We start from the raw sequence: 22,688 nt of genomic DNA, 5'->3' as shown, positions 1-22,688 counted from the left end.
ACAAACTGAAGCTAAACTTAGCCCCGCTGCACACTCTGGCTAATACATTGGTCTTAGATTTGTTAAAAAATTCACTGTATCTGCAATAAAAATCATTTTTTTAGATTAAAAGACAATAACCCCATTTGTTACATTTTGGTAAAAGGCTTTTGAGACTTAAATCAAAATTCTTTTTATTCATAATGTTATAGCGCACCAAAAACAGTTTACGTTAACGTAAGGTTAAATTTGAAAGCGTATAAAACACGCCTTACCAGTCACATTTTATGCATAAATTTGAATTGACCTTTTGCTGGGCAAAAGTTAATTTGGATGGTTCGGGTGCACATCAATCGCATGAATTTCCCCGACGAAGTATTGGTTAGTATTAGGGAGTTTTTATATGAGCTTGTATCACCCCAGTTTTGAACGGGATAACTGTGGTTTTGGCTTAATCGCCCAAATGGATGGCGAAGCCAGCCATAGAATTGTACGTACTGCCATTCATGGCCTGGATCGCATGAAACACCGTGGTGGTATTGCTGCCGATGGCCGTACCGGCGATGGTTGCGGCCTGCTTATGCAACTCCCCATTAAATTCTTCGAAGCCGTCGCCAATGAAAACGACTGGCACCTGAGCCGCAAGTTTGCCGTGGGCATGCTGTTTTTAAGCCAAGATGAGGCGGTAGCAGACTATACCAAGCGCACCCTTGAGCGTGAGTTAGAAAAAGAAACCTTAAGCGTAGCCGGTTGGCGTGAAGTCCCGGTTAATCCTGAGGTGCTTGGCCCTATCGGTCAGGCCAGCCAACCTAAGATCTGGCAAGTATTGATTAATGCCCCTATCGGTTGGCGAGAGAAAGATCTCGAGCGTCGCCTCTATATGGCGCGTCGCCGTCTCGAACAACAGATGACAGACTGTAAAGACTTCTATGTCGCCAGTCTCTCCGGCCAGGTGATCGTCTATAAAGGGCTAATGATGCCCGCCGATCTGCCAGCCTTCTATCCGGATCTGGCCGATATTCGCCTGCAAAGCTCTATCTGCTTATTCCACCAGCGTTTCTCAACCAACACTTCGCCCAAGTGGCCTTTGGCGCAGCCGTTTCGCTATCTCGCCCACAATGGTGAGATCAACACTATCACGGGCAACCGCCAGTGGGCCCGCGCACGTGCCTACAAGTTTAATGCACCGCTACTCCCGGATCTGCAGCAAGCCGCTCCCTTTGTGAATGAAAGCGGTTCTGACTCCTCATCGCTGGATAACATGCTGGAGATGCTACTTGCCGGCGGTATGGATCTGTACCGCGCCATGCGTTTGCTTATTCCGCCTGCATGGCAGAGTAACCCAGAGATGGATGATGAGTTAAAGGCCTTCTACGACTTCAACTCCATGCATATGGAGCCTTGGGATGGTCCAGCGGGGATCGTGATGACCAATGGTCGCCATGTGGCCTGCGCGGTGGACCGTAATGGCCTGCGTCCGTCACGCTATGTGATCACCAAAGACAGAATCCTGACCCTGGCTTCAGAGATCGGCATCTGGGACTATGGACCGGACGAGGTACTCGAAAAAGGCCGTGTTGGCCCAGGTGAGCTATTGGTGCTCGACACCCTTAACGGTCAGCTCTACTCCTCGTTCGAGATTGATAACGATCTTAAACGCCGCCACCCCTATAAAGAGTGGATGGCCAAGAACAGTCAAACCCTGATCCCCGCCGAGCAGATGCCTAGCGAGGCCCAGGGCGTATGCGAGTTCTCTGCTGACACCTTAGTGCAATACCAGAAGCAATTTGGCTACTCTCGCGAAGAGTTAGAGCAAGTGATCTGGGTGCTGGCCGAGAAAGGCGAAGAAGCCACAGGATCCATGGGCGACGATACGCCTATGGCGGTGCTGTCGAAAAAGTCTCGTACTCTGTACGACTACTTCCGCCAGAAATTCGCTCAGGTAACCAACCCTCCTATCGATCCCCTACGGGAGAAACATGTGATGTCGCTGGCCACATGTGTCGGCCGCGAACAGAACCTGTTTAATGAGACCACGGGCCACGCCTACCGAGTGATGTTTAACTCGCCTATCCTGCTCTACAGCGATTTCAATCAGCTGCTGGCGCTGGATTCGACCTACTACCGCGCTAATACGGTGGATCTCAATTACGATCTCAGCGAAGGGCTAGAGGCGGCGATTCGCCGCGTCTGCGACGAAGCCGAGCGCCTGGCGCGCACCGGTACCACTCTGCTGATCCTGTCCGACCGAGCCACCGACAAGCGCAAGCAAGTGATCCCCGCCGCCATGGCCGTGGGCGCCGTGCAGCAGGTGCTCGTCGATAAGAGCCTAAGATGTGACACCAACATCATAGTCGAGACCGCCTCGGCCAGAGACCCGCACCACTTCGCCGTGCTGCTGGGCTTTGGTGCTACCGCCATCTACCCTTACCTGGCCTACGAGAGTATCTCTGCGCTGGCCAGCCGTCATGGCGTACGCGAAACCCAGCAGCTGATGCTCAACTTCCGTCAGGGCATCGACAAGGGGCTACGTAAGATCATGTCCAAGATGGGGATCAGTACCGTTGCCTCTTACCGTTGTAGCCAGCAGTTTGAAGCCATCGGCCTCTCATCAGATGTGGTCGAACTCTGCTTCAAGGGTGTGGTCAGCCGCATCGAGGGCGCGAACTTTGCCCTACTAGAGAAAGATCAACAGGCGCTGCAGAAGCTGGCCTTCCAGGCCCATCAGCCGCTACCTCAGGGCGGTCTGCTGAAGTATGTTGAAGGCGGTGAGTACCACTGCTTCAACCCGGATGTGGTTAACACCCTGCAGCAGAGCCTACGAGACCAGGACTATGGCGTCTACAAGCGCTTCACAGAATTGGTGGACGACAGACCCGTGGCAACCCTGAGGGATCTCTTCACCGTTAAGGCTGACAATAAGGCTGTCGAACTTGATAAGGTTGAAGCCGCCGAGACCCTTTACCCAAGATTTGACAGCGCCGCCATGAGTATCGGCGCCCTCAGCCCAGAGGCTCACGAGGCACTGGCTGTTGCCATGAACCGCCTCGGCGGTCGCTCAAACTCGGGCGAAGGCGGGGAAGATCCGCGTCGCTTTAATTCTGAGCGTAATTCGGCCATCAAGCAGATCGCCTCGGGCCGCTTCGGCGTCACGGCGCACTATCTGGTAAACGCCGAGGTACTGCAGATCAAGGTCGCCCAAGGCGCTAAGCCCGGTGAAGGCGGTCAGCTGCCTGGCGACAAGGTGAGCGTAGAGATCGCCGCGCTGCGTAACGCACGCCCAGGCGTCACCCTGATCTCACCGCCGCCACACCATGATATCTACTCTATTGAAGACTTGGCTCAGCTGATCTTCGACCTTAAGCAGATCAATCCTAAGGCGATGATCTCGGTCAAGCTGGTATCTGAGCCCGGCGTGGGCACCATTGCCACCGGCGTGGCCAAGGCCTATGCCGACATGATCACCATCTCAGGTTACGACGGCGGTACGGGCGCTAGCCCTATCACCTCGGTGAAATATGCCGGTAGCCCGTGGGAGCTGGGTCTAGCCGAAGTACACCAATCACTGGTGGCTAACGGACTGCGCCATAAGATCCGCCTGCAGGTGGACGGTGGCCTTAAGACTGGCACCGACGTGATCAAGGCGGCCCTGCTAGGCGCCGAGAGCTTCGGCTTCGGTACCGTGCCTATGATCGCCCTTGGCTGTAAATACCTGCGTATCTGTCACCTCAACAACTGCGCCACAGGTGTCGCGACCCAGAATAAGCAACTCAGAGACAATCATTACCACGGCCTGCCCGAGCGCGTGATGACCTACTTCGAGTTTATGGCCCGCGAGATCCGTGAGTGGATGGCGGCACTGGGCGTTACCGAGTTTGAACAACTGGTCGGTCGCAGCGACTGGCTATCGGCCTTAGAAGGCACTACAGATAAACAGCAGCAGCTGGATCTGTCGACCATTCTCTATAAGCCGGAAGTACCAGAAGGCTGCGCCCTCACCTGGCGTGAGATCAACCCAACCGATGACAAGGGCGAACTTAACCAGAAAATTCTGAGCCATTGTCAGCAGGCAGTAGATCAGGGCGAAGCCTTAGAGGCACGCTTTGAGATCAACAATACAGACCGCTCAGTGGGCGCTGCCCTGTCTGGTTATATCGCCACCAAGGTTGGCCGTCAGGGTGCCAAGGCACCGATACAGCTTAACTTTAGCGGCAGCGCGGGTCAGAGCTTTGGCGTATGGAATGCACCAGGTCTGTCCCTGAACCTCTGCGGCGATGCCAACGATTATGTGGGTAAAGGCATGTCGGGCGGCAAGATCACCCTCTATCCGCCAGTGGGCAGCATGTTCCAGAGCGAGAAGAGCGTGATCCTGGGCAACACCTGCCTCTACGGCGCCAGCGGCGGTAAGCTGTTTGCAGCCGGTCAGGCAGGCGAGCGTTTCGCCGTGCGTAACTCAGGCGCCATCGCCGTGGTCGAAGGACTGGGCGATAACGGCTGTGAGTATATGACTGGCGGCATCGTCGTAGTGCTGGGCAAGACAGGCGTTAACTTCGGCGCAGGTATGACAGGCGGCTTCGCCTATGTATTCGACCGCTTCGGCCACTTCAACCGCCGCCTCAATACTGAGATGGTGGATATGCAGAAGGTGACGGCGCCGATACAGCAACAGCATCTAAAAGGATTGATTGAAGAGCATGTAGCCGAGACCGGCAGTGAGCACGCCAAGATGTTGTTAAACGATTTTGAAAACTGGATCGATTGTTTCGTCCTGATCAAGCCTAAGAATGTGGCGCTCGATGATCTCTTGCGTCTGGAACAATCTGAACCTGCATTAGCAGTGGTAGCGGGGTAATGGCCATGAGTAACGATTTTCAATTTATTGAAGTAGGCCGTAAGGATCCGACCAAACACGACGCCAAGAAACGCGCAACGCAGTTTATCGAGATCTATCAGCCCTTTGCACAGCCTCAAGTGAAAGAGCAGGCTGACCGATGCCTAGACTGTGGTAACCCCTACTGTGAGTGGAAATGTCCGCTGCACAACTATATCCCCAACTGGCTGCAACTGGCCAAACAAGGACGCATTCTCGAGGCGGCTGAGTTGGTCCATGAGACCAACACACTGCCGGAGATCTGTGGCCGCGTCTGTCCCCAGGACAGACTGTGTGAAGGTGCCTGTACCCTCAACGACGAGTTTGGCGCCGTCACCATAGGCAACGTAGAGAAATACATTACCGACACCGCTATCGCTCAGGGCTGGCGCCCGGATATGAGCAAGGTGGTCGAACGTAAGGAGCGCGTCGCCATCATAGGCGCGGGCCCAGCTGGCCTTGGCTGCGCCGACATCCTCGCCCGCAACGGCGTCAAGGCGGTGGTGTTCGACAAGCATCCTCAGATAGGCGGCCTGCTCACCTATGGTATTCCCGCCTTCAAGCTGGATAAATCTGTTATGGCGACCCGCCGCACCGTCCTCGAAGGGATGGGGATAGAGTTCAGACTCGGCGTTACCGTAGGCGAGGATATCGGCTTCGATACCCTGCTGGACGAATATGATGCCGTCTTCCTCGGCATGGGCACCTACACCCCGATGAAGGCCGGACTGGAAAACGAAGATGCCCAGGGTGTCTACCAGGCCCTGCCCTATCTGATTGGCAACACCCACAACGTCATGGGCACCACAGACGATGAAGCCCCTTATCTGAGCCTGGCCGGTCAGAAGGTGGTGGTACTCGGTGGTGGCGACACCGCCATGGACTGTGTACGCACAGCCGTTAGACAAGGCGCCAGCGAGGTGACCTGTGTCTATCGCCGCGACGAAGCCAACATGCCAGGTTCGCGCCGCGAGGTGCAAAATGCTCGTGAAGAGGGGGTCAACTTCCTGTTCAACCGCCAGCCGACGGCTATCAAGACTCATGATGGTGTTGTCAGCGGTATCGAATGTGTCGAGACCGCTCTGGGTGAGCCTGACGAGTCGGGGCGTCGACGCCCTGAGCCGATTGCAGGCAGCGAGCAGCTCATCGAGGCCGATGCCATCATCATCGCATTCGGCTTCCAGCCGAGCCCTGCCAAGTGGTTTGCCGACTATGGTATTGAGCTGGATCAGTGGGAGCGCGTGGTCGCCCCTAAGGTCGCCGACAATCCGTTCCAGACCAGCAACCCTAAAGTGTTCGCCGGTGGCGACATGGTTCGCGGCTCAGATCTTGTGGTCACAGCCATCGCCGAAGGCCGTGATGCAGCATTAGGGATCTTAAACACCTTCGAAGCTTAGGTTCGTTAACTTGAGAATCTAAACTTCAACCGTTTGGCTTGTGATTGGCGCTTTAACTTTGAGTGAGAGTTAAAGCGCTTTTTTTTGCCTGGGGAAAACCAGGCTGGTTTTTTGGCTTTTGTTGCTTCTGGCTATGTTGGTATTTGGTGGGGTGTTGAAGGTCACACCTTCATGGCTACCTAGCGCCTGCCCGGCGGGGAATGTTGGATTAGTTTAAAATTGTAGTGTCTGGCTCTGTTGTTATTTGATGGATTATTGAAGGCCGCACCTTCAATGCAACCTAACGCCTGCCCGGCGGGGGAATGTGGTAATACTTTCGGGTTGCAGCGTCTACCAGTTTGAGTATTGGGTGGATTGTTGAAAACCTCACCTTCATGGTAATTAATTGCTTGCAGCAGGCTTATGTGCAGATACATCTGCTACACGCCGTGAATCCATCCGTGGAGGCTCGACGATGGCATCCCTGCCATCGACGTCCGCAGATGCATCTACACCCGGTATCTAACGTCTCTTCGATTTGGCCGCTCTTGATAACGTTTAGGAAAACTAAATCAGCACTCTTTAGATTGCTCGCCTTTTTTTGGACCAGCTCACATTCTCCTTGTTATGCAACTATATTATTGGTATAAATTTCATACACTTAAAGGTTTTTATTACGAGATGCATGAGGTGATGACGATTTACATTTCCGACATTCTCGCTAATAAGCCTTAACTGTTGCGATCGAACTATGAAGATTACTCAAATAACGAGAAGAGACCTCTTCGATGCAATTATCGTAGAGAAAATAGATTGGGCGGGCTCACTTGAAGAGCCTGAGTTTTTGGCACGTATTTACAATCTTCAGGAGATCAGCTCAACGGATCAAAGATTTCCAGATGCAGCCGGAGATATTTGGCAGCATAGAGTCAATAACTATGACTGGGAAGATCATTGGATTTTTCACGACTCTCGATTTCAGCTCATGAATGGAGATGACGAAATATTACTTAGGTTTCTAGCTGAAACAGTTCACCCAATCGTTCGGTCAGATGCAACTGAGTCGCAACGATTAGTACAGCTATATAACGAGTTCTTACGAAATGACGGCTTTGAGCTGGCGGAAAAAACACGTATTTCAGGGAAGCCCATTTACATAGGAAGAAATGTCGGCACGGCTTCAATGCCGGGAATGTCATCAGCTAAAGAAGTTCTTAGTGGTACAGACTTAGTATATGTTGCTCAACAGATTACTCGCATGGAGGCTGCGGTTAATAATGATCCTAGCTTAGCTATTGGTACAGCCAAAGAATTGATAGAAAGTTGTTGTAAAACGATTCTCGCGGAAAGAAATATCGCTGTGGGAAATTCTGATGACGCGCCAAAACTTGTGAAAGAACTGTTAAGGAGCTAAAACTTACACCAAGTGATATCCCGGATGAAGCTAAAGCTGCTGACTCTATTAGAAAGCTTTTGAGCAATTTAGCAACGGTTGCGAGTGGAGTAGCTGAACTAAGAAATAAATACGGAACAGGCCATGGTAAAGAAGGAAATGCTAAAGGATTGAGCTCGCGTCATGCAAAGCTCGCGGTTGGAGCCGCATCAACATTGGCAGTATTTTTAGTTGAAACGCACCGTGAACAGAGTGACAGTTAACAAGCGCAAGCATCCTACTCGCTACGTTTCAGGCTTTTCCGAGCGTTAATTCGACAGATTTCAGAACCTGAATTTAAGGTATTAATGTTTCTTCGCAAACTCATACCTATCCAAGAATGATATAGCTTTGACAGGTATTGGATACCAGATGCGGCTAAATCGAAGAGATGGATGACCTGGTGTAGATACGCCGGTGAGCTTCCGAAACAGGGATGTTTCGGTAGAGCCTACAGGGAATGTATTCACGGCGTCTCACAGGCGTATCTGCACATGAGGTCGTTTATTCACATCCCTGTGATCACGACATTGGTGCATCCATGCACTGCACCTGCCGCAGGCATTAGGTAAACCATGAAGTCATGGTTATAATTAAATCTTCAAATACTATTTACGGTAGATGCTAAAGAAGCGAAAACGAATTGCTGCAAGCAATTCAAAATAACGCCTGATGTCTCGGCGTGAGTCCCCCTATCTCGCCACAACACCACTTTATTGCTATATTAGCGGCCATTATCTATGACAAGCTGCGCCACGGGCGCGGCCAGATCCACCTCCACCATAAAGGGCATTCAATGAAAATTGGTATTATCGGCGCCATGGAGCCAGAAGTCGCTCATCTTATCGCGTCTATGACAGACACTCAGACCCAAACCATCGCCGGCATAGAATTTGTTGCTGGACAGCTTGAGGGCAAAGAGGTAATCGTCACCCGCTCTGGCATAGGTAAGGTCACCGCCAGTGTCGCCACTACCCTGCTGATTGAGAAATATGCCCCAGATTACGTGATCAACACAGGTTCTGCTGGCGGCTTCGTCGACAGTCTGGCCATCGGCGACATCGTTATCTCCTCAGAGGTGCGCCACCATGACGTGGATGTCACCGCCTTTGGCTATGAAATTGGCCAGATGGCGCAGCAACCCGCCGCCTTTATTCCCGATGCCAAGCTGGTTGATGCCGCTAAGCAAGCCGTGGCAAGCCTGGGTGAGGTGAAGGCAATTGAAGGCCTTATCTGCACCGGCGACAGCTTCATCTGCGATCCTGAGCGCACTAAGGTGATGTTGAAAAACTTCCCCACCATGGCCGCCTGTGAGATGGAAGGCGCTGCGATTGCTCAAGTTTGTCACCAGTTCAAGGTACCCTTCGTTGTGATCCGCTCACTGTCAGACAACGCCAACAACGACTCACCGGTCGACTTTGACAGCTATCTGGTCAAGGCGGGTCATCACTCGGCGCTGATGGTGATCGCCCTGCTAAAACAGCTTTAAACATTACGCCTTAAGGCTGACACCGCAAGATGCAGGATCTTATTCAGCAGTTACTGACGGACAGCCCCTTTTACCAAGGGGCTGTCATCTTGTTGGTGGCAATAGTGATGGCGCTACTTGCGCCGCTTCCCCGGGAATACCAGGCCTTCTACTGGTTTTCTCACCTGGCCAAAAGCCTGTCGGCCAAGGTAGCTCGGAGCGACCGCGATGCGGGTCAGCAGCGACTGGCGGGCAGCCTCTCTATACTGCTATTAGTTGTGCCCTTCTGGCTCATCTTAAGCTTTCTGCTGGAGCTTGCTGCTTTTCCCTGGTTCTTCGAGTGCGTGTTTCTTTATCTCTGTCTGTGCGATGAGCAGTTTCATAAGGTGGCCGAAGAAACCGCTCAGGCGCTCAGCCGTCAGGATAAACAGCAAGCGCGCCAGCTGCTGAGTCACTGGGTTTATCGTGACACCCGCGAGCTTTCCGAGGTTGGACTCTGTAAGACAGTTATCGAAAAACTGCTTACCACCTCCATCTATGGCACGGTCGCCACCATACTCTTTTTCGCCATCGGCGGCGCGCCTTTAGTCCTGGGGGCGAGAATGATCAAACAGCTGGAGTACACCTGGCCGGCGCTCAATCCTGAGTATCGTGAGTTTGGCCGCCCAGCCTATCTGCTGAGCTCTTTAATCTATTGGCTGCCCACTCAGGCCTGGAACTTCACCTTGGCTATCCAGGGAGGCCCTGGCGCCCTGATGCAGCTGTTAAGACCACCTAAGAGCCCACAGCCGGTCAACAATTACCTGCCTACCTGCGCCTTGGCGGCTAAGGTGCTTAATACAGAGCTTGGCGGCCCACAAAAGTTTGCCGGTCAAAAGGTGGCGCTTATGCGCATAGGTACAGGTTCCAAGCCAACCCCCCACACCATCAGCGCCGCCCTAAAACTGGCCCGGCTCAGCAAAGGCATCTGGATACTCTCGCTGCTTTTACTCCCCTGCCTCTGGGCTATCTTGAGGCTGCTGGCACACGCATAATCGCTACATCTCAGGTATCGCGGCCCGTGCTTTTGACTAGACAAGCTTCAACCGCTTGGTATTATTCTCTTCTGGCCGCAACATCATGACCCTATAGGCATAACGACTTTGTTTGATAACCTCCATATTTCACTGACCACACCGGCGCTGCTATTTCCGGCTATCTCATTGTTATTGCTAGCCTATACCAACCGATTTTTCTCACTAGCGGCCTTAATCCGCAGTCTGAGCGCCGAGGGAAAGCCAGTACACTCTGGTCAGCTGAAAAACCTGCGCAGGCGCATCGTCATCATTCGCCGCATGCAGGAGGCGGGCGTTTCCAGCTTCGCCCTTTGTGTTTTGTGTATGATCTTCATCTATATCGGTTTTAATAAAACAGGGTCTATCATCTTCGGCTCAAGCCTGCTACTGCTGCTCTATTCTCTGGTACTGTCTGTGATTGAGATCCGTATCTCGGTCGATGCCCTGAACTATCACCTGCAAGAGCTAGATCAATGAAGGAGTGGATCTACTTTTTCGACCTGTGCGGCACCGCAGTCTTTGCCCTCTCTGGCGCGCTAGCGGCAGGACGTCACCGTATGGACCCTTTCGGAGTCATAGTACTGGCCTCGGTCACCGCCATCGGCGGCGGCAGCATACGCGATGCCCTGCTGGGAACCACACCGGTATTTTGGATCCGCGACCCTAACTACATCATAGTGATCCTGGCAACCGTACTGCTGACACTGATCTTTATTCGTAAACCCAAGAAGGTGCCGCAATACACACTGCCGGTAGCCGATGCCTTAGGTCTGGCGCTTTTTACCGTGATCGGTGCAGAAAAAGCACTCAATCTTGGCCTCAGCGGTATGATTGCCGTGGTAATGGGCTTGATAACTGGCGTGGGAGGCGGCATTATTCGTGACATACTCTGTCGCCAGGTTCCCATGATATTACGCACCGAAATCTATGCGACTGCCTCGATTTTTGGTGGGATCAGCTATACCTGTGCCATCGCCTGGGGCTTGGCAGATAAGGTGGCCTTGGCCGTCGCCATGATAAGCGCGTTAGTCATACGACTGGCCGCCATCAAGTGGCACCTACGACTTCCGGCGTTCGACTTAAAGAAAACATAAGATGATCAAGCAGTTTTTAGTTAGCATTCTGATGATATTGCCCCTGGCATCCCAGGCGGCACCCGGCGATATGCCCGCCGAGCAACAGATGGCGATCAAATATATCCAAGCGCTGACCGATCACGACTATCGCACCCTGGCCTCTTTCTATAATCGCGAGAGCATCTTTAAAGACCGCACTGCCAGCAAAACCTACACAGGGCAGCGCGATATTATCGAGTTTTTCGAACGCGCCCATCGCGGCGTACTGGAATATGATTTCAACATAGAACATATGTATAACTCAGGCTCTTTGGTGGTGATGATAGGTAACTACCATTACCGTGGTCCGGGTAGTCTGTTTGGCAAACCGGGCAAGGTGATCGAGCTGGCTATCCCTGGCGTCACCACCGTCAGGCTGGATCTGGCCAATCACAGGGTCAAAGAGCATGAAGATCTAATGGATTATCAGACCATGCAAGACCAGCTCGCCACCCAGTAGACGCCACCACCCCAGTCGGTTTTGAGCTTTCCTGAATACATTTTGCTGCATACATAAAAAAAGGCCTGCATCTGCAGGCCTCTTTACATTAATACTTCTCAGTATTAACCGGTAAGCGGTTAAACCAGGGTGATCTTGGCAAACTTGCGCTTACCTACCTGGAACACACCTGTCATGCCAGAATTTAGCACTAGGCGGCTGTCTTCAATCTTTTCGCCATCAAGCTTGGCGGCGCCTTGCTTGATCATACGCATCGCTTCAGAGGTCGAGCTCACCAAACCGGCGTCTTTCAACACGTTGGCGATACCGATACCCTCACCGGCAACAATCTCAATCTCTTGGATATCATCGGGAATCGCGCCTTTTTGGAAGCGATTGATGAACTCCTGATGCGCCGCTTCTGCCGCCGCCTCATCGTGGAAACGGGCGATGATCTCTTTAGCCAGGGCGATCTTCACATCTCTTGGGTTAGTGCCATTTTCGACATCGCTCTTGAGCTGAGCAATCTCTTCCAGTGGACGGAAAGAGAGCAGTTCGAAGTAACGCCACATCAGGTCGTCAGAGATAGACATGATCTTACCAAACATCTCACCGGCAGGCTCACTCACACCGATATAGTTGTTGGCAGACTTAGACATCTTCTTCACGCCGTCCAGACCTTCCAGTAGCGGCATCATGATAACCGTTTGTGGCTTCTGACCCGCGGCTTTTTGCAGCTCACGGCCCATCAACAGGTTGAACTTCTGATCCGTACCACCCAGCTCGACATCGGACTCTAACGCCACCGAGTCATAGCCCTGTAGTAGTGGGTACATAAATTCGTGGATAGCAATCGACTGTCCCGAGGCGTAACGCTTCTTAAAGTCGTCGCGCTCCATCATACGTGCCACAGTTTGTTGTGACGCCAGACGTATCATGCCCGCAGCGCCCAGCGGCTCTAGCCAGCTTGAGTTGAATTCGATACGCGTCTTGGCTGGGTCCAAAATCTTATAGACCTGCTCCTTATAGGTTTCGGCATTCGCCAATACCTGCTCGCGGGTCAGCGGTGGACGCGTGCTGTTTTTACCACTCGGGTCACCTACCATGCCGGTGAAATCACCGATCAGGAAGATCACTTCATGCCCCAGCTCCTGGAAGGCACGCATCTTATTAAGGATCACCGTATGGCCAAGATGGATATCTGGCGCAGTAGGGTCTGCCCCCAACTTGATGCGCAGAGGACGTCCCTCTTTGAGTTTTTCCAGCAGATCCGATTCGAGCAAGATCTCGTCGGTACCACGTTTAATTTCTGCTAATGCTTGGTCTAAATCAGCCATCTTGGCAGCTACTCCTGAGAGCCGGTAAGTAAATAATGGGGACTAATGTTACTTGTTAGCCAGCACAAATGAAAGAGTGTACACTAACAGGATCGGCTTAAGTGTTAGAAATTGGTATCGGAGTCAATGGGAAAGATCATCACACTCTTAAAACTATTACCCAGATTGCACCAAATCATATTGAGTGCCTTAGTGATCATCACCCTAAGCGTGATATTTATTCCCTCAGAAGATGCTGAAGCCTCCCGCTCAACCAATACTGCGCTATCGGGTAAAATCACCTTTGGTGATCGCGACAACTCGCCCGCCAGCAAAGATGACACAGGCAGCGACGCTAAGTCTCATGCTTACCCTGTCCCGCTCGCCTTTCGCACGCCAGAACCTCCAAGCGCCGATGAAATAGCCCGTGATACCCAAGCGAGCGATAACCTAGATCTCAATGACAATGCCCTGACTCAGGTGAGCATTGCAGACGCAGCCCCTGAAGCGGAAAGAGAGAGCAGCGAAGAGTTTACCGTACGCCGAGGCGATACCCTGGCGGCGCTGTTTAAACGCGCCGGCCTGAGCGCCCGCGATGTCTATGAGATAACCTTACTCCCCAAGGCCAAAAAGAACCTACTGAAGATACTACCTGGTGAAGAAATCATTATCGTCAAAGATGATGCGGGTCAGCTCAAGCGAGTGGTCTACCATTTAGACCCTATCTCTACCCTGAAGATCAGCAAAGATGCCAAGAGCTACAGCGAAGAGATCATCAAGAAGCAGGTAGAGCAGCGCACCAAATTCGCCAGCGCCACCATCAACAGCAACTTTTGGAACGCTGGGGTGGGCGCAGGATTAACGCCGAACCAGATCATGCAGCTGGCTACCATCTTCGGCTGGGATATCGACTTTGCCCTGGATCTACGCCAAGGCGACAACTTCGCCATTTTGTTTGAAGAGGAGTACGCCGACGGTGAGTTTTTGCGTAATGGTAATATCTTAGCCGCCGAGTTCTACAACCAGGGCGATCGCTATACGGCGGTGCGCTACAAAGATGGTAACTACTACTCAGAGGAAGGACGCAGCATGCGTAAGGCCTTCCTGCGCTCACCGGTCGACTTTAAGTATGTTAGCTCAAGCTTCAACCCGCGCCGCCTGCATCCTGTGACAGGCCAGGTAAAAGCCCATAGAGGGGTAGACTATGTCGCCGCCGTGGGAACGCCGATCAAGGCCGCCGGTAAGGGGCGAGTCACCAAGTCAGGTTATAACCAGTACAATGGCAACTATGTCTTTATTAAGCATAACGAAACCTATACCACCAAATACTTGCATCTCAAGCAGCGCAAGGTGAAACAAGGGCAGACGGTGAAACAGGGGCAGATCATCGGCACCCTGGGCGCTACCGGCCGGGTAACTGGCGCCCACCTGCATTACGAATTTATCGTCAACGGCGTGCACCGCAACCCACGCACGGTCAAGCTGCCACAATCACTGCCCATCGATAACAAGGAAAAATCTACTTTCCTCGCCCTAAGCAAACAATTGATGGCTAAACTTGAACAGAACAAGCAAGTGCAATTAGCCTCCCATTAGTCTCTCTTTTTAGGTCAACAGACCCCAGGACACCTTGATGAGCAAACATTACTATATCGGTCTGATGTCGGGCACCAGCATGGACGGTGTCGATGCCGTGCTAGTCGACTTCACCGATAACAAGATCACTCTGGTCGATACCTATACTGAGCCCCTTCCCAGTCATCTGCTCAGCGGCCTACAACGCCTTTGCCAGTCGGGCTCAGATGAGATCAACCGTATGGGCATACTGGACCGCAGCGTCGGCAAGCTGTTTGCCCAGGCCGTAGAAGGCTTGCTGGCCAAGAGTGGCGTAGACAGACATCAGATCACCGCCATTGGCAGTCACGGCCAAACGGTGCGTCACATGCCTAACCTGGAGCTGGGGTTTACCCTACAAATTGGCGACCCTAACACCATCGCCGCCCTCACAGGCATAGATGTTATCGCCGATTTTCGCCGTAAAGATATCGCCCTCGGTGGTCAGGGCGCACCTCTTGTGCCCGCCTTTCACCAGGAGCTGTTTGCCAAGCCTGGCCATCAGCGAATGATCCTTAATATCGGCGGCATCTCTAATATCACCTATCTACCTGGCGATGCCAGCGCTGTGATAGGGTTTGATAATGGTCCGGGCAATACCCTGATCGACACCTGGATTAAACAGGTACAGGGCGAGGCTTACGATAAGGACGGTGCCTGGGCGGCTAGCGGCAAGACAGACGAGCAGCTGCTTAAGCAGATGCTGTCTCACTCCTATTTCTCACTCAGCGCCCCAAAAAGCACAGGACGCGAGCTGTTTAACCAGGCATGGCTAGAGCAGCAAACCGCCGACTTTGGTTACCTGGATGAAGCGGATATTCAATCTTCCCTGCTCGATTTGACCTGCCACAGCATAGCCAACGACTGCCTTAAGCTCACCGATAAGGCCGAGCTTTATGTCTGCGGAGGCGGCGCCTTTAACACTGAGCTACTCAAGCGTCTAAGTGAGTTACTGCCTAACTACCAGGTTAATACGACTGCCAGCCTAGGTATCGCTCCACAATGGGTCGAGGGGATCGCCTTCGCCTGGCTGGCGATGCGCCATAAGCTTGGCTTACCCGGTAACCTGCCCGCCGTCACTGGTGCCAGCCGCGAGACAGTCCTCGGCGGCCTCTTTCCCGGTAACTGATCACGACAGCTAACACTATCCAAGGCGCTGCGCACCGCCCGACCCGGCAACAAAACTGTTAGCCTAGGGCGGCGCAGATTGCTATTATGGCGGCCAATCGGCCCAGCCACTAAATGATGAAAGAGACCACAATGACCAAGAGTGCACAACAAGCCAGCCAGATGACCCCAGAGGCGCGTTACGACTACCTCGTCGAGCAGGCCAAGGAGACCAAAACCCTATGGACCCTACAAGACGCCGACGGCTGCGTCATGCTGACCACAGAAGACGAAGATTGCATCCCTATGTGGCCCTGCGAAGAAACAGCCAAAATGTGGGCGGTCGATGATTGGGCCGACTGTATTCCCTTGGCTATCGCGCTGGACGAGTGGCTGGAACGCTGGGTACCAGGCATGCAAGATGACGATCTGTTTGTCGCCGTCTTCCCGGTACAGGAAGATCTTGGCGTGGTGATCCCACCCTATGAACTAGAGCAGCGCCTGACGCCCAAGGCGCGTCACTAATAGGCTCACCAATTAGCTCATGGGAGAGAACAAGTTGTCGACGCCAGAGATAACAGAGACAAAGGCCCAAATAGACGCCTCTCAAGCCGCTACAGAGCAAACTGCCAGCGCACAGCCTGCAAAGGCCAAGTTACCTAAGCGCTTAATGGCGCTGCTGGCGCTACTAACGCTCGCCTCCATCAGTGGTTTGATGGCTAAGCAAGGGGTACTGTTTTGCATGCTCACCCTGCTGATGGTGATAGCCGTTCTAGGCCGTCAGAAAGCAGGGCTCTATATGCTCAGGGGCTACACCCTTATCCAGCTGGGCCTGGTGAGTCTGCTGCCGGTGATCTTATATGACCCAGACAACCTGGTGGCAGGTCCATCAACTTTTCATCTGGGAGAGTGGCAAGGCAAATTGCCAGATTGGTTAGTGTTCACTGTACTGATACTGCTTGCTCTGCTGCAGGTCTGGATAGCCTTTACCCCAAAGGTGAAGGCCTACTGTCATATTAAGAACAGCATGAATATCATGAAGTAGCCTAAGGCACTCGGCTTTCAACTAAGTCCCAAAAACAAGCACAAAAAAAGCCAGCATTGCTGGCTTTTTATTTATCACTTATCGGTGCTTAAGCTGCGATGGGCTTATACCGAGAAGCTGGCACCACAACCACAGGTCGTCGTAGCATTCGGGTTTTTAACGAAGAAACGCGACCCTTCCAGTCCCGAGGTGTAATCCACTTCGCCGCCTACTAAGTATTGTAGGCTCATTGGGTCAACCACAAGTTGAACCCCTTGCTTCTCAACGGTAAAGTCACCTTCGTTGACCTTCTCATCGAATGTAAAGCCATACTGAAAACCTGAACATCCGCCGCCCGTTACGTAAACACGTAACTTAAGTGCGTCGTTTTGCTCTTCCTCCAATAAGGTTTTAACCTTGGCCGCTGCCGCGTCGGTAAAACGAATTGGCATTGTATCTTCAGCTTGTTCAGTCATTACTACCTCTTACATCGGTTTGCTGAGCGGAATTATCCGATACCTGACTGTTTTGTTCAAGTAATAGTCGTGGATCGGTTGAAATCTGTGACGTTTCGCCCTCTTCGGCCGGGGCGTAAGCCTCATCAGCTAGGGGCTCCTCGGGAGCATCTGGCTCACCATCAGAGCGAGTGCCTACATCGGTTTCGCTATCTGGGGTAACCAGTAATTCCTGAGCGGTGAAACTCTGCTGCGCCTTAGCTCCTTTGCTCCAGCGGCTCGCCGGCACTATCACCTCAGCCTCAACCCTCGAAAGTTCAAAATCGGCAGGTAGGGTGATCTCGGCTTCCAGAGTTTGGAAATAGCGAAAACTAAAAGCGAACTTAGTATCGGTCAGTGAGGCAAGCGGCAAGGTCACCATCTTCCCTTGTTGCACACCGATAAAAGCAATTTTTGCCTGCCCCTTCAGTGCCTGCTTGCGCTTTTGCAGCTGAGTAAGCACTAACTTGACCCTATACTGATTAGCCAGTGGCCCAGGAGTCATCTCCAAGCCATGAATGGCCACACCATCGGCCTGATGCTCCGGCGCCATGATGCTGCGGTAGAAGGCCAACTCTCTGTCGAGCGCCTTCTGTTTTTGATGTTGCTCTAAAAACATCTTCTGCATATTGCTGTTGGCTTCGCGCTCGAGAGAAAGCTCCAGATTTCGCGACGCCAGCACCTCGGCCTGCTCTTTGAGCGCCTGACGCAGCTCGGCCTCACGCCCGTTGGATTGCGCCGGCCTGACGGCATTGTGTGATGACCAAAGATCCCAGGTCAACACACCAATAAAAAAGGCCACGATCACTAAACAAAACAGATAAACGCTCGAAGGTCTAATTTTTCGTTCGAGCACTTGCATGCGATCGATCCAACGATGATAATTTGGCATTAAGTACAAGCCCCTTATAATAATTTTTTATTCGCCCAGCGAAGCTCTTTACGACTGATCCGGAAGGTTACTGTGCAGCTCAAAATAAATAGCGCAATACAGCAATGCCAGAAATACCTCAATACCGACCTCAAAGATAAATTGGCCCAGGCCAAGATCAGTGTTCAGCTATGCGGCCTGGCGCTTGCTTTTGCTCTGGTGGCGTCCGGAGTGATCATCCTATTTCGTCTCTTGCTGCAATGGCTTAACCAGCTCACCCAGACCCAAGAGTGGCAGTTTACTGACAACTGGGGCGACTGGCGAGTCCTATTACCCCTTTTAGGCGCGATCTTAATCTGGTTTGTGGCCGTTTTGGGATCTAAGCGTTACAAGCGCATGGGGATCGCCTATGTGATGCAACGAATGAAACTGCACTACGGCAAGATCCCATTACAATCGGCACCCGGCCAGTTCTTTCAGGCGCTCTTTGCCCTGGCCACCAACTTCTCGGTAGGCCGCGAAGGGCCTGCGATTCACTTGGGCGCGGTGAGTGCCAGCGTGATGGCGGAAAAATTTAAGCTGCCCGACAATAGCGTGCGCATCATGTGTGCCAGTGGCATCGCCGCCGGTATTGCCGCGACTTTCAACGCCCCGCTGGCGGCGGTGATCTTCGTGTTCGAGGTGATCCTGCGGGAATACAAGGTGCACTACTTCTTCCCCATTATGCTCTCCGCCATCTGCGGCGCCCTCTCCAGTCAGTTGGTGTTTGGCAATATTCACGAATATGAGCAGATAGGAGTAAGTCATATTCCCCTATCTCAGTATCCTGTACTGGCCCTATGCGGTATCACTTTGGGCTGCATCGCGGCGCTGTTTAATCACACCCTGCTGAAAGTCACCGCAATGGGGCAGCAACATCCACTTATCTTACGGCTATTGCTCGCCGGACTTATCACCACGCTTATCGGCTTCTTTCTGCCCCAGGCACTCGGCAGTGGCGACCTGGCCATCAGCCATGCCATTAGCGAGCATCCCAGCCTTGTGCTGCTCATTGGCTTGTTGCTTGGCAAGATAATCGCCACCATCGCCGCCATTGGCCTAGGGATCCCCGGTGGCATCATAGGCCCATTGTTTGGCATAGGCGCACTTATTGGCGCCATACTGGCTGTGGTCAGCGCCATGTTATTTCCCACCATCACCCCCTATGTCGGCCTCTATACCGTCATCGGCATGACAGCCATGATGGGGGTCTGCCTTAGCGCGCCTCTGGCCGCTCTGGTCGCCCTACTGGAGCTGACCAATAACGCCGCCATCATCTTACCCTCTATGTTCGTGACCATACCGGCATTCTTGATTGCCCATCAGGCATTCAACACAAAATCACTGTTTTATAAACAGATAGAGCTAATGGGGCTGGACTATAAAATCTCCTCGGTGAAGCTTGGCCTGCAAAAGAAGGGGGTTCGCGCCGTGATGGACAAACGTTTCGTCATCGTTAAAGACAACGATGAGCTGCTGCTTGAGGTGCTTAAACGCGCCGAAGGGCGCTCGGTATTGATGCGCAATAATCAGGGCAAGATGGAGATGCTGCAACTTGAGCTACAGGCAAGCGACGAGGTAAGCACATTGACTCGCCACCCCATAGAGGGCCTAGTCGACACAGCAACCCTTAAAGAGGTCTACGATATTCTCTCAAAAGAGCGCCGCGGCGAGGTGTTTATCTATCAAGACAGGCCAGACAATGTCGTGGGGGTGATAAGCTGGGTGATGCTACAAAAAGAGATCAACCAAGGGCAGATTTAATCAATGCCTCAACCAAGCCCCAAATTCTCCCATGCCGCCATCCAATTGAGCTAAAAATGCGGCGGCTGGAGCAGGCCATAATCCCATGGGACAGAACAATTTGTGAGATGACCAAGATATCGACAACTCCCCCGTTAAATATGCCCTGCGGGTTATTCCACCGCCCTACTATGTCTGGTATAGTGTCGCCTCAGCCACCCTACATAACTTAGGGCTTAATGACCACGCACTTAGGCCATTTAGTCCCCCGAAATTGGAAATAAAGGCTGATGACTCAGTTTCAAGGTTCACACATCCTCTCGGTAAACCAACTCAACCTAGATGCCGTTCAAGAGATCTTTAGTGTTGCCACCCGAATGACCCCCTATGCCCTTAGGCAAAAACGTACCACAGTGCTCGATGGCGCGATTCTGGGAAATCTGTTTTTCGAACCCAGTACCCGCACCCGAGTCAGCTTTGGCAGTGCCTTTAATCTGCTTGGCGGTAAGGTCAACGAAACCGTCGGCATAGCCACTTCATCCCTCTCTAAGGGTGAATCGCTTTACGACACCGCCCGCGTACTATCTAGCTACTCAGATGTGATCGCTATGCGTCACCCTGACGCCTACTCGGTACGTGAGTTTGCTGAAGGCAGCCGGGTCCCTGTGATCAACGGCGGCGACGGCCCCAATGAACACCCGACTCAGGCATTGCTGGATCTCTTCACCATTCAGAAAGAGCTGGCCGCCGGCGGGCGCAGCATCAGCGGCATGCACATTGCCATGGTGGGTGACCTTAAATTTGGTCGCACGGTACACTCATTGTCGCGCCTCTTGTGTATGTACAAAGATGTAACCTTCACTTTGATCTCACCGAAAGAGCTGGCAATGCCAGACTATGTGATCAATGACATTGAAAATGCTGGGCATAAGATCACAATAACAGATCAACTTGAAGGCAATTTAGTGCAGGCTGATATACTCTACCTGACGCGTATTCAAGAAGAGCGTTTTCCTTCGCAGGAAGAGGCCAACAAGTATCGTGGTAAGTTCCGCTTAAACCACAATATTTACACACAGCATTGCAAATCAAATACAGTGATCATGCATCCGCTGCCCCGCGACTCGCGAGAGCAGGCCAACGAGCTGGACAATGACCTCAATAGTCATCCAAACTTGGCCATCTTTAGGCAGGCAGACAACGGATTGCTTATTCGCATGGCACTGTTTGCGCTGACATTAGGTGTTGATTCGCAACTAGAGCAACACGAATGTCCGGTAAATTGGTATTCACAAAAAGCCGATTTTTAATCTGGCGACGACTTTAAAGGATCTAGAATGACCCGTTCTGAAACCCTATTTGAGCAGGCTAAGAAAACTATCCCTGGTGGCGTTAACTCACCAGTACGTGCCTTCAACGGCGTCGGTGGTTCACCACGTTTCATCGAAAAGGCCGATGGCGCTTACATCTATGATGCCGACGGCAAGGCCTATATCGACTATGTTGGCTCTTGGGGGCCGATGATCTTGGGTCACAATCATCCAAAGATCCGTCAAGCCGTGTTAGATGCGGTAGAAAATGGTCTCTCTTTCGGCGCACCAACCGAGCTTGAAGTGCAGATGGCCGAGAAAGTTATCGAGATGGTACCTTCGATGGAGCAGGTCCGTATGGTCAGCTCAGGTACTGAAGCCACCATGAGCGCTATTCGCTTGGCACGCGGCTTTACTAATCGCGACAAGATCTTAAAGTTTGAAGGCTGCTACCACGGCCACGCCGACTGTCTGTTGGTGAAAGCTGGCTCTGGCGCGCTGACCTTAGGTCAACCAAGCTCTCCAGGTATCCCTGAAGATTTTGCCAAGCACACACTGACAGCCGTATATAACGAGCTGGAATCTGTGAAGGCGTTGTTTGAACAGTACCCAGAAGAGATCGCCTGTATCATTCTTGAGCCAGTTGCCGGCAACATGAACTGTATCCCACCTATCCCAGGCTTCCTGGAAGGTCTGCGAGCACTGTGTGACCAGTATGGTGCCCTGCTGATCATCGATGAGGTGATGACAGGTTTCCGCGTCTCTAAGAGCGGTGCACAAGGCCACTACGGCATTACTCCTGACCTGACAACGCTTGGTAAGGTGATTGGCGGCGGTATGCCTGTAGGTGCCTTCGGCGGCCGTAAAGAGGTGATGCAATTTATCGCCCCTACCGGCCCTGTCTACCAGGCAGGTACATTGTCGGGTAACCCTATCGCCATGTCGGCAGGTCTAGCGCAGATGGAAGAGCTGTGCGCCGAAGGTCTGTATGAAGAGCTGGCAGCTAAAACCAAGCGTATCGCCGAGGGCTTTAAAGCTGCAGCGAACAAGCATGGTATTCCACTTAGCATCAACTATGTGGGCGGTATGTTCGGTTTCTTCTTTACCGAGCTAGAGCAGGTCACCCGTTTTGACCAAGTCACCCAGTGTGATGCCGAAGCCTTCCGCATCTTCTACCACGGCATGCTGGACGAAGGGGTTTACCTGGCGCCTAGCGCGTATGAGGCAGGCTTCCTCTCTATGGCACACGGCGAGAAGGAGCTAGAAGAGACTCTGGCCGCCGCCGATCGCGTCTTCGCCCGCATGGCTAAGTAGTTATAGTCAATAGTTCAAACCAGAAATTCTGGCAAGAAATCAGAAAAGGACGCCCTGGCGTCCTTTTTTATTGTCAGGTTTTTAGCACAGACAAATATTGGCAACCAATGACCCACTCTCAG

17 protein-coding genes and 1 pseudogene are annotated in these 22,688 nt (G+C 52.5%); 15 read left to right on the top strand and 3 right to left on the bottom strand.

Going from position 1 to position 22,688, the window contains the following annotated elements:
* The first annotated feature begins 382 nt into the window (after window positions 1-382).
* The 8 genes and pseudogenes from gltB to L2712_RS02595 all read left to right on the top strand — a co-directional run bounded on the left by gltB (window position 383) and on the right by L2712_RS02595 (window position 11,755).
* Window positions 383-4,831, top strand: coding sequence for a glutamate synthase large subunit (gene gltB, locus L2712_RS02630; RefSeq protein WP_248976806.1), 4,449 nt, complete (start codon window positions 383-385; stop codon window positions 4,829-4,831).
* A 5-nt stretch (window positions 4,832-4,836) separates the two neighbouring features.
* Window positions 4,837-6,246 carry an FAD-dependent oxidoreductase gene (locus tag L2712_RS02625; protein WP_033539858.1) on the top strand — a complete coding sequence of 470 codons (1,410 nt, stop codon included), beginning with the start codon at window positions 4,837-4,839 and terminating at the stop codon, window positions 6,244-6,246.
* 730 nt (window positions 6,247-6,976) lie between these two features.
* Window positions 6,977-7,881 (top strand): annotated as a pseudogene (locus L2712_RS02620) (abortive infection family protein).
* A gap of 572 nt (window positions 7,882-8,453) precedes the next feature.
* The gene (gene mtnN / locus L2712_RS02615; RefSeq protein ID WP_033540084.1) at window positions 8,454-9,146 is read left to right on the top strand and encodes a 5'-methylthioadenosine/S-adenosylhomocysteine nucleosidase; all 693 of its coding nucleotides are present in this window, start codon (window positions 8,454-8,456) and stop codon (window positions 9,144-9,146) included.
* Between the two features lie 29 nt (window positions 9,147-9,175).
* Entirely contained in the window at window positions 9,176-10,159 is a 984-nt protein-coding gene (locus L2712_RS02610) for a cobalamin biosynthesis protein CobD/CbiB (protein WP_248976804.1), read from the top strand.
* A 108-nt stretch (window positions 10,160-10,267) separates the two neighbouring features.
* Window positions 10,268-10,657 (top strand): DUF2721 domain-containing protein, encoded by a 390-nt coding sequence (locus tag L2712_RS02605; protein ID WP_033540085.1) that lies wholly within the window; start codon window positions 10,268-10,270, stop codon window positions 10,655-10,657.
* Entirely contained in the window at window positions 10,654-11,274 is a 621-nt protein-coding gene (locus tag L2712_RS02600) for a trimeric intracellular cation channel family protein (protein WP_033540086.1), read from the top strand. Before L2712_RS02605 ends, L2712_RS02600 begins: the two co-directional genes overlap by 4 nt.
* A 1-nt stretch (window position 11,275) precedes the next feature.
* Window positions 11,276-11,755: a nuclear transport factor 2 family protein gene (locus tag L2712_RS02595; protein ID WP_033540087.1), complete on the top strand. Its 480-nt coding sequence runs from the start codon at window positions 11,276-11,278 to the stop codon at window positions 11,753-11,755.
* A gap of 119 nt (window positions 11,756-11,874) precedes the next feature.
* Here the strand turns inward: L2712_RS02595 and tyrS are convergent, their stop codons facing one another.
* Complete coding sequence (tyrS, locus tag L2712_RS02590) at window positions 11,875-13,071, bottom strand: tyrosine--tRNA ligase (RefSeq protein ID WP_033540088.1); 1,197 nt, start codon at window positions 13,069-13,071, stop codon at window positions 11,875-11,877.
* Window positions 13,072-13,197: 126 nt separating this feature from the next.
* Here tyrS and L2712_RS02585 point away from each other — a divergent pair, with 126 nt between their 5' ends.
* From L2712_RS02585 to L2712_RS02570, 4 genes are all read left to right on the top strand, one after another.
* The gene (locus L2712_RS02585; RefSeq protein WP_248976803.1) at window positions 13,198-14,646 is read left to right on the top strand and encodes a peptidoglycan DD-metalloendopeptidase family protein; all 1,449 of its coding nucleotides are present in this window, start codon (window positions 13,198-13,200) and stop codon (window positions 14,644-14,646) included.
* A gap of 37 nt (window positions 14,647-14,683) precedes the next feature.
* Window positions 14,684-15,793, top strand: a complete 1,110-nt coding sequence (locus L2712_RS02580; RefSeq protein ID WP_033540090.1) for an anhydro-N-acetylmuramic acid kinase — start codon at window positions 14,684-14,686, stop codon at window positions 15,791-15,793.
* Window positions 15,794-15,924: 131 nt separating this feature from the next.
* On the top strand, window positions 15,925-16,296 hold the full coding sequence (locus L2712_RS02575) for a DUF2750 domain-containing protein (protein WP_408640497.1): 372 nt from the start codon (window positions 15,925-15,927) through the stop codon (window positions 16,294-16,296).
* A gap of 19 nt (window positions 16,297-16,315) precedes the next feature.
* The gene (locus tag L2712_RS02570; RefSeq protein WP_248976802.1) at window positions 16,316-16,816 is read left to right on the top strand and encodes a hypothetical protein; all 501 of its coding nucleotides are present in this window, start codon (window positions 16,316-16,318) and stop codon (window positions 16,814-16,816) included.
* 104 nt (window positions 16,817-16,920) lie between these two features.
* Here the strand turns inward: L2712_RS02570 and erpA are convergent, their stop codons facing one another.
* Together erpA and L2712_RS02560 are read right to left on the bottom strand one after the other, a co-directional pair.
* A complete protein-coding gene (erpA, locus tag L2712_RS02565) occupies window positions 16,921-17,271 on the bottom strand; it encodes an iron-sulfur cluster insertion protein ErpA (RefSeq protein ID WP_011864821.1) in 351 nt (116 codons plus the stop codon).
* The gene (locus tag L2712_RS02560; RefSeq protein ID WP_248976801.1) at window positions 17,264-18,181 is read right to left on the bottom strand and encodes a DUF6776 family protein; all 918 of its coding nucleotides are present in this window, start codon (window positions 18,179-18,181) and stop codon (window positions 17,264-17,266) included. The genes erpA and L2712_RS02560 overlap by 8 nt, the downstream gene beginning before the upstream one ends.
* 72 nt (window positions 18,182-18,253) lie before the next feature.
* Here L2712_RS02560 and L2712_RS02555 point away from each other — a divergent pair, with 72 nt between their 5' ends.
* The 3 genes from L2712_RS02555 to hemL all read left to right on the top strand — a co-directional run bounded on the left by L2712_RS02555 (window position 18,254) and on the right by hemL (window position 22,566).
* Window positions 18,254-19,963, top strand: a complete 1,710-nt coding sequence (locus tag L2712_RS02555) for a chloride channel protein (protein WP_033540093.1) — start codon at window positions 18,254-18,256, stop codon at window positions 19,961-19,963.
* Window positions 19,964-20,232: 269 nt separating this feature from the next.
* A complete protein-coding gene (locus L2712_RS02550) occupies window positions 20,233-21,252 on the top strand; it encodes an aspartate carbamoyltransferase (RefSeq protein WP_033540094.1) in 1,020 nt (339 codons plus the stop codon).
* A 27-nt stretch (window positions 21,253-21,279) separates the two neighbouring features.
* Window positions 21,280-22,566: a glutamate-1-semialdehyde 2,1-aminomutase gene (hemL, locus tag L2712_RS02545; RefSeq protein WP_248976800.1), complete on the top strand. Its 1,287-nt coding sequence runs from the start codon at window positions 21,280-21,282 to the stop codon at window positions 22,564-22,566.
* Window positions 22,567-22,688 lie beyond the last annotated feature (122 nt).

Origin of the sequence: Shewanella marisflavi, from assembly GCF_023283925.1 — a bacterium.
Classification (GTDB): Bacteria; Pseudomonadota; Gammaproteobacteria; order Enterobacterales; family Shewanellaceae; genus Shewanella; species Shewanella marisflavi.
Note: the sequence above shows the minus strand (reverse complement) of the source record. Positions and strands in the feature narration are given on the sequence as shown.